This window comes from Mycobacterium appelbergii (genome assembly GCF_032883035.1).
GTDB lineage: Bacteria > Actinomycetota > Actinomycetes > Mycobacteriales > Mycobacteriaceae > Mycobacterium > Mycobacterium appelbergii.
On the sequence record NZ_JAMQTH010000006.1, the window covers coordinates 106,240 to 118,465 of the forward strand.

The 12,226-nt window shown below is 67.7% G+C and carries 14 protein-coding genes and 1 pseudogene; 3 read left to right on the forward strand and 12 right to left on the reverse strand.

Features of this window, described 5'->3' with window-relative positions; translation table 11 throughout:
• Window positions 1–61: 61 nt before the first annotated feature.
• Complete coding sequence (locus M1247_RS14905) at window positions 62–484, reverse strand: hypothetical protein (protein WP_317157126.1); 423 nt, start codon at window positions 482–484, stop codon at window positions 62–64.
• Between the two features lie 100 nt (window positions 485–584).
• A complete protein-coding gene (locus M1247_RS14910) occupies window positions 585–956 on the reverse strand; it encodes an Rv0313 family protein (RefSeq protein WP_317157127.1) in 372 nt (123 codons plus the stop codon).
• 77 nt (window positions 957–1,033) lie between these two features.
• Between M1247_RS14910 and M1247_RS14915 the strand changes: the two genes are divergently transcribed.
• Together M1247_RS14915 and M1247_RS14920 are read left to right on the forward strand one after the other, a co-directional pair.
• Window positions 1,034–1,834: a nuclear transport factor 2 family protein gene (locus M1247_RS14915; RefSeq protein ID WP_317157128.1), complete on the forward strand. Its 801-nt coding sequence runs from the start codon at window positions 1,034–1,036 to the stop codon at window positions 1,832–1,834.
• A 60-nt stretch (window positions 1,835–1,894) separates the two neighbouring features.
• Window positions 1,895–2,458: a hypothetical protein gene (locus tag M1247_RS14920; RefSeq protein ID WP_317157455.1), complete on the forward strand. Its 564-nt coding sequence runs from the start codon at window positions 1,895–1,897 to the stop codon at window positions 2,456–2,458.
• Window positions 2,459–2,479: 21 nt separating this feature from the next.
• Here the strand turns inward: M1247_RS14920 and M1247_RS14925 are convergent, their stop codons facing one another.
• The 3 genes from M1247_RS14925 to M1247_RS14935 all read right to left on the reverse strand — a co-directional run bounded on the left by M1247_RS14925 (window position 2,480) and on the right by M1247_RS14935 (window position 4,180).
• Entirely contained in the window at window positions 2,480–3,250 is a 771-nt protein-coding gene (locus M1247_RS14925; protein WP_317157129.1) for an SGNH/GDSL hydrolase family protein, read from the reverse strand.
• A gap of 102 nt (window positions 3,251–3,352) precedes the next feature.
• Window positions 3,353–3,658 (reverse strand): hypothetical protein, encoded by a 306-nt coding sequence (locus M1247_RS14930; protein WP_317157130.1) that lies wholly within the window; start codon window positions 3,656–3,658, stop codon window positions 3,353–3,355.
• A 288-nt stretch (window positions 3,659–3,946) separates the two neighbouring features.
• Window positions 3,947–4,180 carry a hypothetical protein gene (locus tag M1247_RS14935; RefSeq protein ID WP_317157131.1) on the reverse strand — a complete coding sequence of 78 codons (234 nt, stop codon included), beginning with the start codon at window positions 4,178–4,180 and terminating at the stop codon, window positions 3,947–3,949.
• A 60-nt stretch (window positions 4,181–4,240) separates the two neighbouring features.
• Here M1247_RS14935 and M1247_RS14940 point away from each other — a divergent pair, with 60 nt between their 5' ends.
• Entirely contained in the window at window positions 4,241–4,756 is a 516-nt protein-coding gene (locus tag M1247_RS14940; RefSeq protein ID WP_317157132.1) for an NUDIX hydrolase, read from the forward strand.
• 28 nt (window positions 4,757–4,784) lie between these two features.
• Here the strand turns inward: M1247_RS14940 and M1247_RS14945 are convergent.
• From M1247_RS14945 to malQ, 7 genes and pseudogenes are all read right to left on the reverse strand, one after another.
• Window positions 4,785–5,204 (reverse strand): annotated as a pseudogene (locus M1247_RS14945) (nuclear transport factor 2 family protein); the annotation flags it as partial.
• The gene (locus M1247_RS14950; RefSeq protein WP_317157133.1) at window positions 5,174–6,049 is read right to left on the reverse strand and encodes an LLM class F420-dependent oxidoreductase; all 876 of its coding nucleotides are present in this window, start codon (window positions 6,047–6,049) and stop codon (window positions 5,174–5,176) included. The gene M1247_RS14950 and the pseudogene M1247_RS14945, both read right to left, overlap by 31 nt.
• The gene (locus M1247_RS14955; RefSeq protein ID WP_317157134.1) at window positions 6,046–7,440 is read right to left on the reverse strand and encodes a serine/threonine-protein kinase; all 1,395 of its coding nucleotides are present in this window, start codon (window positions 7,438–7,440) and stop codon (window positions 6,046–6,048) included. The genes M1247_RS14950 and M1247_RS14955 overlap by 4 nt, the downstream gene beginning before the upstream one ends.
• A gap of 23 nt (window positions 7,441–7,463) precedes the next feature.
• Window positions 7,464–8,570, reverse strand: a complete 1,107-nt coding sequence (locus tag M1247_RS14960) for a PDR/VanB family oxidoreductase (RefSeq protein ID WP_317157135.1) — start codon at window positions 8,568–8,570, stop codon at window positions 7,464–7,466.
• 14 nt (window positions 8,571–8,584) lie between these two features.
• Window positions 8,585–9,484 (reverse strand): metal-dependent hydrolase, encoded by a 900-nt coding sequence (locus M1247_RS14965; protein WP_317157136.1) that lies wholly within the window; start codon window positions 9,482–9,484, stop codon window positions 8,585–8,587.
• 88 nt (window positions 9,485–9,572) lie between these two features.
• A complete protein-coding gene (locus M1247_RS14970) occupies window positions 9,573–9,983 on the reverse strand; it encodes a hypothetical protein (protein WP_317157137.1) in 411 nt (136 codons plus the stop codon).
• Window positions 9,984–10,061: 78 nt separating this feature from the next.
• Complete coding sequence (gene malQ / locus M1247_RS14975) at window positions 10,062–12,203, reverse strand: 4-alpha-glucanotransferase (protein ID WP_317157138.1); 2,142 nt, start codon at window positions 12,201–12,203, stop codon at window positions 10,062–10,064.
• Window positions 12,204–12,226: the final 23 nt, after the last annotated feature.

Genomic DNA, 12,226 nt, shown 5'->3' on the forward strand with positions numbered 1-12,226 from the left:
CTTTGGGTGCCACGACCATACACCGATCACATAGCTGTATGGCCTGGGGTGTCCGTCGGGGTCAGCCGGGGAAGAAGCCGCTCCCGGTCAGCACACCCGGCTGCCAGCCTTGGGCGCCCAGACACAGCATCGGCCTGCCGTCGGGGGACTGGGCAGCAGCCTGCGGTTCCGGGCACGGGCTGCCGATCTCCTGCACCCCGTGCAGGGGGTACGCGTACGTCCAGAAACCGGTGTTGACCGGCGGCCACTGGTTGGGGATCCACTTGCATTGCATCGCCGTGCCGCCGGGGCCGCGACCGAAGACATTGCGTTCCCAACTGAAGCACGGTGCGCCTTGCGACGCCTCGTAACTCATGCCGGGGACATCAGTCGGATAGCGGCCCGGGTTGTCCGGATAGAAGTTGTCGGGGTCGGCAACCGCCGCGGGAGCTGCTGCCAGTGCGGCGCCGGCGATCGTCACGGCGACGAACAGTTCGCGAATCATGTCCCACCCTCAGGTCTGCCTGCCACCGGGACCGGCTCGTTCGGCCCCGGGTGAGAAGCCTAACCGGAACCGCCCTGGCCGGGTCGGCTTTTTCCGGCGGTCACTCCGAGGTGTCGGTGTCGGCGTCGAGCACGCTGACCGCGATACCGTACGGCAGGAACCGCACCCGACGGGTCGGATCCGTGTTGTTCTTGTTGGCCCGCAGCGCGTCGAGTTCGGTGGGGAAGACCTGCTCGATGTTGGCGTCGCCCCCGTCGTCAACGGTGTAGATGGCCCACACCCCGTCGCCGGTCTCACCGGTGGTCTCCGGTTCGGTCCTGGGCTTGGAGAAGCGGGTGACCTCGTCGAGCAGCGACGCCCAGCCGCCCCGCTCACCCGAGGTCGCGAAGAACTTGCCGAGCCCGTCGATGGCCTCGCGGGCAGCGCGATCCAAGTCGTCGGGGTCGAATCCGAAAGGTCCGTTACCGCTCATCGCGTCCTCCTCAGCCAAACTGCGCTTGACTCCAGTGTGCGCGCAGCGACCAACAGACGGGATGATAAACGAACACCATGGCCATGACTCGAGACGAACTGCTGGCCGCTGTCGAGCGATCACCGCAGGCAGCGGGCGCCCACGACCGGGACGGATGGGTGGGATTGTTCGCTGCGGGCGGACAGATCGAGGATCCCGTCGGTTCGCGCCCACACCGCGGGGCCGGAGAGATCGCCCGGTTCTACGACACGTTCATCGGACCGCGCAACATCACGTTCCACCGCGACGTCGACATCGTCGACGGCACCACGGTGATTCGCGACCTCGAACTCGAGGTCGCCATGGGCGCCGCGGTCACCATGCGGATCCCGGCCTATCTGCGTTACGCATTGCGGCCCGGGCAGACCGGACCTGAGATCGCCGAGCTGCAGGCCTACTGGCAGCTGCCCGCCATGGTGGGCCAGTTCGTGCGCAACGGGATCGGTGCGGCGCCCGCCGGTATGCAGTTGGCGGGCGCGCTGCTGCGCAACCAGGGGCCTGGCGGCGCGGTCGGCTTTGCCGCAGGATTCCGGCGGGCGGGCAGGCGCGGGCGACAACTGTGCACCAGGTTGTTCGACGACCTGTGCGCAGGTGACGAGGTGGCCGTTCGGCGCGCGTTGGCGCGGGACACTGCGGTCCATACCGGCGACCACGGCCCGCTGGGCGCGTCCGAGCTGGTCGAGCTCACCGCCGGGGCGCGCTGGCGCAAACCCGTGGTGTCCGGATACAGCGTGGTCGCCGGGCTGGATTCTGCCGGTCACCGGGCCGTGCTGATCGCCGATCTCACGCCGAAACCGCTCGCGATCAGCAGGTTGCGCTACTTCGCCGACGTCGGGTGAGTGCGCGTTACGGCCCGGTTGTACCGCCCCCGGTGGCCGACGTGAGACCGTATGGGCACCATGGCTGACCACGACTACATCACTTACGAAGACTTCGGCCGTCGGTTCTTCGAGGTCGCCGTCTCCGAGGACCGCGTCGGCGACGCGATCGGAGCGATCGCCGGCGACGCCTTCGAAATCGGACCGATCGGCCAGGGCCCCGGCAAGATCGCCAAGGTCACCGCGCGCGTCAAGATTCAGAAGCCCAGGGTGACCCGGCAGGTCGGCGAGACGATCACGTTCTCCATTCGCATCCCGCTGGAGATCGACATGGTGATCGATCTGCGCATCGACCGCCCGCAGTTCATGGTGTTCGGCGAGATCGCGTTGCGCGCTTCCGCGCTGGCCGCCGAACCATTGCTGTTGATCCTCGACGTCAAGAAGCCGCGGCCGTCCGACATCTCCATCCACGTCACCTCCAAATCGCTGCGCGCCGAGGTGCTGCGCGTGCTGGGCGGCGTCGACGCGGAAATCAGGCGCTTCATCGCCGCCCATGTGGCCGGCGAGATCGACAGCCCGGAATCGGAGCGGGCCAAGGTGATCGATGTCGCCGAACAGCTCGACTCCACCTGGACCGGTCCCTGACTCCGGTCGAGAGTGGGGCGGCTAAGTGCTCACTCTCGTCAGCACCGGGCGCCGTCCGGTGCGTCCGGCGCCTGCGGATCTGCCGCGCAGGTGGCGCCAGATCCACGGCATGAGCATGTTCTGGGTCCATAACGCCTGCGAATAGGCGCGGGTGCGCACCGAATGTTTCACCCCGGGCCCGCACGCATGTGCCCAATCATGGTTGCTGCCAGGTAATCTGAGGGCTTCAGCGGCGGCCGCGGCGAACAGCATGTGCCCCCGGGCGGATCCGTGCACGCGGTCAGGGCTCCAGGTCTCGGGTTCCTGCATCGACGGTGCCGCGTAGAGATCGACAAGTCGGAATCCGTACCTGTCCACGGCTTCGGTGATCGCGGCGTTGATCTTGAGCACGCGGTCGCCGAGCAGGCGGCCGACGGGCAGGATCTGCGTGATGTCGGGAAACGTCGTGGTGACGACGGTGGCGCCGGATTCGGCGAGTCGCCCGTAGATCCGTTCCAGGTCGGCCAGTGCGTGGCCGAACGAGCGTCCGGGCCGCGTCACGTCGTTCATACCGATGCACACGGTGAGCAGGTCGGGGTGCATGGCCAGGGCGCGGGGAAGCTGCTCGGCCAGCACGTCGCCGATGCAGTGACCCCGCACGGCCAGATTCGCGTACTGCAATCCCGGGTGATGGGTGTCGATTTCGATGGCCAACCGATCGGCGAAACCCGTGAGGCCGGCGGTGTCGTCGCCGTCCCACAACCCTTCGGTCTGACTGTCGCCGAGCGCGACATACCGGGAGAAGCCTGGCATTCTCGCGACTCTAGCGCCGCCGCGCCGGTGCCCGCAGCGGGGCCCTGCCGCAGACGCAAGAAAGGGGCACCCGAATTGGGTGCCCCTCCATGATGTTTGGGCTTACTTCACGTCCACGTAAACCGTCTTGCCGATAACGCTGGTCCGCAGGTCGCCGGCGGCGCCGGGGAAACCCTTGTCGGTACGCGAGTACGTCTGGCCCGGGCGAACCCCGACCACGGTGGCGCTCTCCAGTGGCGTGGTGCCGGTCCGGTTGACGATGACCGTGTAGCCCTGAGCTTGCAGGTTGCTGATCGTGTCTTGCGCATTGCCTGGACCCGAGGGAGCGGCCATTGCCGGGGCCGCCAAGCCGATGAGGACCGCTGCAGCGCTGCCCGCAATCGCTGTAGCAAATCCGACCTTCTTCATCTTTTGTGCCTTCTTTCGCTGTTCGATTATCTGCCGAGCCGAGTGTTTGGAGGCGTGTCCGCTGCCGTTCACCGAGTGGCTCGTTGTTAGCCCCATGTTGGTTACATTCTCTTAAACCAGCAGTTCAGGGATTTAATTCCGGCAGCACAAAATTATGTTCGGAAGGCCGAAAACCGCTCAAAAGCCGGTGCGCCACGTCATCTGGCGGGGCGGACTGAGACGGCGGTCTCAGGGTGTGAAGTGATGGTCAGCACATTCGTCTAGCAAAGTGATGCAGGCGACTAGACGTCACTCCTCGCCGGTGACGTACCACTTTCCGATCGGCGGCGCGTGGCCGCTCGTGACCAGCACGCGGTCCGGCTCGGTGATCGCGAACCCGGGGTAGCTCCCCAGATGGCAACTCTCGCCGGTGCGAATCTTGACGATGGTCTCGGTCCGGCGGTCGAACGCGATGGTGGGATCGTCGTGGATGTCCAACTGCCAGCGGGGTTGATATTCGGCGGATGCGGACTGATCGCTCACCACGATGAGGCTACGGGCCGACGCCTCGTGTCGTCGCCGAATGCGCGTAGCGTGCACCGAATGCCGAAACTCAGCGCCGGACTGCTGCTGTACCGGATTGTCGGCGATGTCGTCGAAGTACTGCTCGCGCATCCGGGCGGACCGTTCTGGGCCAGGAAGGATGCCGGAGCATGGTCGCTGCCGAAAGGGGAGTATGCCGATGACGAAGACCCCTGGGCGGCGGCTCAGCGGGAATTCGCCGAGGAACTCGGATCGGCTCCACCGGCCGGCCCGCGGCTCGATCTGACCCCGGTGCGTCAGGCCGGCGGCAAGGTGGTCACCGCCTTCGCGGTGCACGGTGACTTCGACGTGGCGCAGGCGCGCAGCGAGACATTCAGCATGGAGTGGCCGAAAGGATCGGGCCGGATCAGGGAGTTCCCCGAAATCGACCGCGCCGAGTGGTTTCCGGTGGCGGTGGCCCGGGTGAAGCTGCTGGCCGGGCAGCGCCCGCTGCTGGATCAGCTGATGAGCGCGCCGGTGGTGGCCGGCTGTCAGGAGGGTGGCCCCGCAGGCGACGCAGCGGCCGGGTCTCGATAGCGTTGATGGTCAGCGCGCGTCCATGGATGCGCCATCCCCCGGGCGTGTGCAGGTATTCGTCGTCATAACGCAGGTGCCACACCAGGTCGGTCGGATGGTCCGCACCGAAACTCCAATGGTGTGCCACGGCCGTGATCCGGCCCAGCGCGTAGCCGGCACCGCTGCCTTCCGCGTACACCTCGCCGACGATCTCGTGTTGTGTCCGCGGCACTTCACCAAGCGCGGTCAGTGCCGCGCGGACTCCGTCGCGGCCATGCCAGTGCCGTACCGGATCAAGCGCATGTGGCGGCTCCGGTAGCCGCAATTCGGCTGTCTCGGTGAACAACCCGGCAACGTCATCGAATCGGCGGTCGTCGACCGCGGCTGCGTACAGGTGTACCAGGTCGGCCAACGCCAACCGGTCGGCGACGGCGAGGGTCACGTCGCGAGTCCCAACCGCTGCGCACACGCCGAGAGCACCTCGGCCGCCTCATCGACATCAGTCAGCGGGGGCATGGCCAGCACCAGCCGGTCGGCACCCAGCTCGGCCAGGCGTCCGGCGCGCTCGGCGTCGACCTTGGCGACCAGGTGTCCCAGCGATACCTCCAGGGTGTCCGGGTCACGCCCGGCGTCACGTGCTGCGGACCGCATCACCTCGAGCAGTCCGGACAGTTCCGGCCCGCCGACGCCCAGCGGTTGGAACCCGTCGCCCAACCGGCCCGCCCGGCGCGCCGCGGCGCGGCTGTGGCCGCCGATGTGGATCGGCACCCGTCGGGTCGGCTTGGGATAGCACATCGCATGATCGAAATCGAAGAACTCGCCATGGAATTGAGCCCCGTCGGCCCGGGTCTCCCACAAGGCGCGCAGCACCGCGATCTGTTCGTCGGCGCGGCGGCCGCGGCTGGCGAAGTCGGTGCCGCACGCCTGCACCTCCTCTTTGAGCCAACCCGCGCCGACGGCCAACCGGACCCTGCCGGCGCTGAGCGCGTCAACGGTGGCCACCCGCTTGGCCAGCACCACCGGGTGGTGGTTCGGCAGCACCAGCACCCCGGTGGCCAGGCCGAGGCGACTGGTCTGGCCCGCCAGAAACGCGAGCAGGTCCAGGGGATCCGGCACCGGGCAATCGGCCTGCAGCTCAACGCGTCCGGACTTGTCATACGGATAGACGCTGGCGTACTGCGACATCAGCACGGTGTGTTCGACGACCACGATGGACTCGAACCCACAGGCCTCGACATGCCGGGCGAACGTCGACATCCATCCGGGGTCTGCGGTGATGCCGGCGGCAACCGGGGCGAGGACTGCGTACTTCATCGCAGGCCGTTACTGCGACGGATCGACTCACGGCATTCCCGTCGCGTCATACCGGTCTGTTGCATACACACCCGCACCGGGGACTCCTCCATCAGGGGCAACGGTTCATCGGTCGGCTCGGTGGTCACCGTCGGGCTCGGGATGACGCCCTGGTTCAACGACCAGATCGAGGTGCCGGTGGTCTGCAGCGTCGAGCAGTAGGCGGTCGATCCGTCGGCGGTGCTCGCGGTCGCACCCACCGGCGCGCAGTCGGCGCCGATCACAGCCGCCGGTGCCGCGGTGGCTGCCGCGGTGTTCACGGTGCTGGCCGAGGGCGTTGCGGGTGGCGGTGGCGCGGGGGAGGGCGGTGCCTTGGGGAGCGGTGTCTTCGTGAGCGACGTGGACGTGCTCGCCACCGGACGCTCATCCGCTCGCCGAAACTCCGCCACCGCAACGACAATCGCGGCTATCAGCAGCACGGCCAGTATCGCGGGCACGATCACCGCGGGCCGAAGTGGCGATCGGGAGTCGTGGCGCTGCTCGGCGACCGGCGCTGCTCGGGTGACGGTGTCGTCGTCGAGACGATGACGCAGCGCCTGCGCGAAATCGGCACACCGCGCAAAGCGGTCCTTGGGGTCTTTCGCCAGGGCCTTGCCCAGCACCGGATCGAGCGCTGCGAGTTCGGGCCGGTGCACGGTCAGCGACGGTGGGGAGGCGGACAGGTGCTGGCTGATCACCACGGCGGGGTTCGAGTGTTCGAACGGCGGCTTTCCGGTGAGCAGGTGAAATGCGGTGGCGGCCAGGGCATATTGGTCGGCGCGGCCATCGAGGTCATTGCCCAGTAGCTGCTCGGGCGCAGCATAGGCCACCGTGCCCACCGTCATGTTGGTGGCGGTGAGGCCGCTGACCTCATCGGCATACCGGGCAATGCCGAAGTCCGCCAGCATGATCCGCTGATGTTCGGTACCCGGTTGGGCCAACAGGATGTTGGCGGGCTTGACGTCGCGGTGCAGCAGCCCGCGTTGATGGGCATAGTCGAGGGCATCGGCGACCGCGGACACGATCTCGCAGACCTGATGTCTGGACATGCCGCCACGATGACGTTCGTGCAACAGCCGTGCGGCGTCGATGCCGTCCACGTAATCCATGGAGATCCACAGCAGGCACTGATCTTCACCGCGGTCGTGGATCTCGACGATATGCGGATGCCACAGTGAGGCGGCGATGTCGGCCTCACGGTTGAACCGTTCGCGGTACTCGCCGTCGGCAGAGATGGCGGCGGGCAGCACCTTGAGGGCGTCCTCACGGGGCAACCGCGGGTGGCGCGCAAGGTACACCTCACCCATGCCGCCGGAGCCCAACGGTCGCACGATCGTGTACCCGGCGAACATCGCGCCTGCGGCCAACGGCATGCGCGGAATAGTACCGCCGAGGGCTACAGATCGAGGGTCAGTCGCTCGCCCGCGTCCGCGCGCGACACACAGGTCAGCATGTAGCCTGCAGCCCGCTCAGGGTCGGTGAGCAGCGCGTCGCGGTGCTGCACGTTTCCGTCGAGCACCCTGACGCGGCAGGTACCGCAGAAACCCTGTTGGCACGAATACGGTGCGGCCACCCCCGCGCGGCCCAAGGCGGCCAGCAGGGTTTCGTCGGCATCGACATCGACAGTGGCCCCGGTGGAGGCCACCGACGCCGAGAAGCGCGCACCGTCGAGTACCGGTGGTGCGGCGAAGCGTTCGAAATGCAGCTCGATGTTGTCCCGATCCGCTAGCTCGGCGCGGATGGCGGTCAGCATCGGCGCCGGGCCGCAGGCGTAAACGGTGGTCGCGTCGGGGCAGTCGCCGAGTAACTCGGACGCGGTCGGCAGACCCTCGACGTCGTCGGTGCGGATCTGAATCCGGTCACCGAACCGGGCCAACTCGCCGAGAAACGGCAGGCTGTCACGATTGCGCCCCGCGTAGACCATCGACCAGTCGCTGCCCAGCCGTTGTGCGAGCCCGAGCATCGGCAGGATGGGCGTGATGCCGATGCCTCCGGCGATGAATCGGAACCTCTGGGTGGGTGAGCCGTAGCCGGGCACTGTGAGCGGGAACGCGTTGCGTGGACCGTGCGTGGTCAGCCGGGCGCCGACCCGCAGCGTGTCGTGCACCTCGACCGAACCGCCGCCGCCACCGGGTATGCGGCGCACCGCGATCCGGTACGTCGCGGTCGAGCCCGGATTGCCGCACAGGGAGTACTGCCGCACCCGTCCGCTCGGCAGGTGAACGTCGATGTGCGCGCCGGGATGCCACGGCGGCAGCGCCGCGCCGGTGGCGTCGGCCAGCGTCAGCGCGATGACGTCCTGATCGTGGGCCACCACCTCGCGGTCCACCACGGTCAACACGGTGGTCCGGTTCAGCTCCTGCGGTTGTTTCGCCCGGCGGACATACCGGGTCAAACCCCACATCGTGGTGATCGCGACTTCGGCCATACCCACCATCGGATCGTGCCGGAAGCGCCCAGAGGTGCTCGGCGGCAACTGCCGGTAGCGCGACAACAGTGGCATCGATGAGACTCCCGTCAGAGGTGCGCGGCCCGCGCCGCTGGTGAACTGGCCAGGTAGGCGACTGCCTGGGCCGTCGAACCCATCTCCTCCGGCGAATAGGAAGGCCGGCAGTACGTGAGCGTCTGGATGCCGAACATGGTGGCGAACTTCGGCAGCAGTCCGAGCTTGGAATCCCGCATGCGCAGGCGGTTCATCCGCCACCAGCTCACGTCGATGGTCGGGTCTCGCTTGACCAGATCCCAGGTACCGCGTTGGAAGAACACAAAGACCGCCGCCGCGGCGATGGACATGGCCCTGACCCGGCTGAAGTAGCTGTCCTGGAAGTAGACCGCGACATCGTGGGCCACGCTGCGATGCTCCACCTCCTCGCTGCCGTGCCAGCGGAATAGGTCGGTCAATGTCGGGTCGGCGTCGAAGTCCTCCCAGTTGCAGTTCAGTACGAAATCGCCGAGCACCGCGGTGTAGTGCTCGATGGCGGCGATGAGCCACAACCGGTCGCACAGGTCGCTGAGCCTGCGCTGCGGATCAGTCGAGGGCTTCGGCGCGAGCATCTTGGTGAAGACGTGCTCGACCAGGGTGAGCATCGGCGCGTAGTCCACACCGTGTCCGGTGAGGAACTGCTCCATCACCTGATCGTGCGTCTCGGCGTGCGTGGCTTCCTGTCCGATGAAACCGCGCATATCGTCGGCCAGCTTGGCGTCGCGCACGTACGGGAGCGCCTCGTTGAACGTCGCGACAAACCAGTGTTCGGCCGCCGGAAGCACGACGTTGAAGAGGTTCACCATGGTCGAGGCGACGGGATGGCCGGGGATCCAGTGCAACGGGATACCGGTGAGGTCGAAGTGAACCTTGCGGGCCTGGATCTGTACCGGGCCGGGGTCGATCTCGTTGTCGAACCTCAGTGGACGCAGCATTGCGGGCCTCCTCGAGCGAGTGTCCCTGCAGTCTACGAAACTAGGTGGGAACGCGGGTACCGGGTTCGGTGACCCGCGTTGTCATGCCTCAGGCAGGCGGCGGTGTCCCGGCACCGGGTGCGCCTGCGATCGGCACCACCGGCGTCGGCGTCACGGTCGTGACACCGTTGCTGCCGACTGTCGGACCACCGGGAACCGCGGAATCCGCCGCCGTCTCGGCGGCCTTGTCGCTGCAGTCCAGCATCAGGATCATCTTGCCGTTGGAGTTGACCTTCTGGGAGTCGACCAGGCATTCGGACTGGGGCAGCGAGCTGCCGAACGAGCCGCCGAACGTCGCCTTCACGCCCTGACTCTTCAGGATCGACAGGGCCTTGAGGTAGGGCTCACCTACGACGTTGTACTGGCCCGTGTTGGGATCGGAGGTGGCTGTCCCGGCGGCGAACAGGGCGATCGAGCCGGCGGCGACCAGGCCGCTGCCGAGCACAACAAGCTTCTTCACGAGATCTCCGTCAGTCGGGTGCGGTGCGAACATATCGCAGCTGTGACAATAGTGAAACCGGAACAGCGCCCCGTTGCGTTACAGCGGGGGCCGGGCGTGGGCTGCCGTCACCTCCGCCATGGCGCCGGCCAGCGCCGCTGCCCGAGGGTCGTCGAACACGTCCTCCAGCAGCAGTTGCCGCCCGTCCGGGCCGCCGAGCGGCACCCGCCAATTCGGGTATTCGTCGGTCGTGCCGGGTTGGTTCTGTGTCCGCCGTTCACCGACCGCGTCAGCCAAGGAGAGCGCCAGCAGTTTCGACGGGGTACGGCCGAGATAGCGGTACAGCGCCCCGACGGTGGCCTCGGTGTCGGCGTCCGGGCCGAGCAGTCCGACGCGGCGCAGCTCATCGAGCCAGGCGGACTGGGCGGCACGGTCCTGGGCCAGTTCCTCGGCGGCCGGTCGGGTGAGTAGACCGAGTTTCTCCCGCAGGCGGACGTGTGCACCTGCCAGATATCCGGCGGTCGGCGGCAGGTCATGGGTGGTGACCGAGGACAGGCAGTTCTCCCGCCAGCGCTGTGCAGGCAGGGGCCCGCCGGACTCGTCGGACTCGAACCACAGAATCGAGGTGCCGAACAGGCCCCGGTCGCGCAGATAGTCCCGCACCCACGGTTCGACCGTGCCGAGGTCCTCGCCGACCACCACGGCACCGGCGCGATGCGCCTCCAGCGCGATGATGCCGATCATCGCGTCGTGGTCGTAGCGCACGTAGGTCCCCGCCGTCGGCGCGGCCCCTTTCGGTATCCACCACAACCGGAACATGCCGATGATGTGGTCGATGCGTACTCCGCCGGCATGGCGCAGCGCCGTGTTGACCAACGCGCGGAACGGTCGGTAGGCCTGCTCGACGAGCCGGTCGGGCCGCCACGGTGGTTGCGACCAGTCCTGGCCGAGCTGGTTGAACTCATCGGGCGGCGCACCCGCCGAGACGCCGAGGGCGAGCACGTCCTGCAGGGCCCACGCGTCGGCCCCGTCGGGGTCGACGCCGACTGCCAGATCGCCCATGATGCCCAGCTCCATGCCCACCTGCACCGCGGTGGCCTGGGCGGCGGTGAGCTGATCGTCGAGTTGCCACTGCAGCCACCGGTGAAAATCGACCGCACCGGAATGTTCCGCGGCGAACGCCGCGACCGCCGGGCTGCCAGGATGCTGCAGTTCTGTCGGCCAGGTGTGCCAGTTGCTGCCGTGCTGTTCGGCCAGCGCGCACCAGATCGCGAAGTCGTCCAGGCTGCGCCCTTCCCTGGCGCGGTAGGCGGTGTATGCCAACTCTCGGCCCGCTGATCGCGACACGCGGTATACCTGTTCCAGCGCAACACGTTTGGCCTGCCATGCGGCGTCGCGGTCGATCAGGGCGGCACCGGCCGCGCGCGCCTGGATCGCCGCACGTGCCTCGCGGATGCCGGCCCGGCGCCGCATCGCGGCGTATTCGGGGATGGCTTCCACCCGCAGGTACAGGGGATTGACGAAGCGACGGGAGGTCGGGAGGTACGGCGACGGCTCCATCGGTGCTGTCGGCGCGGCCGCGTGCAGCGGATTGACCAGGATGTAGCCTGCACCGTGTTCGGCCGCCGACCACACCGCGAGGTCGGTGAGGTCAGTGAGATCACCTGTGCCCCAGGAGTTTCGTGACCGGGTGCTGTACAGCTGGGTGGTCAGCCCCCAGGTGCGCCGCTCGCCGAGGCGGGCGGGCAGCGTGAGGGTGGCGGGGGAGACCACCACCGGGGTGTCGGTCACGAACGGGCCCACCGTCAGTTTCAGCCGGTGATATCCAAGGGGTAGGTCCGCGGGGAGCTCGAAGGTGGCCTCGCCGATCTGTCGGTCACCGAGTGCGTACGGTGCCCGGTTGTTCTCCAGCTGGCGCAGACCCGTGCGCTCGGTACCGTCCTCGAGTGCCAGCGTGATCTCGACCGGGTCGCCGTGGGTGACGTGCACCCAGAAACTCGACGCCACTCCATCTAGGCCGAGCACGATCGGCGGAAGCGAACGCTGCCAGTAGTCGTGATCGTGAGCGACCAGCGCGTCGGCACATTCGCGCTCGGTGCCTGCCGGCACGCCCAGCGCCGCGAGCACCGCCACCAGCGTGGCCTCCGCCACCATGGTGCGCACGCCCGTCCAGTCGTCGTACTCGGTGGCCACGCCGTGGCGGCGGGCGAGCTCGATCAGTGCCGGGGACGGTCCAGTCATGGGGACAATCTTGGTGCCCACGG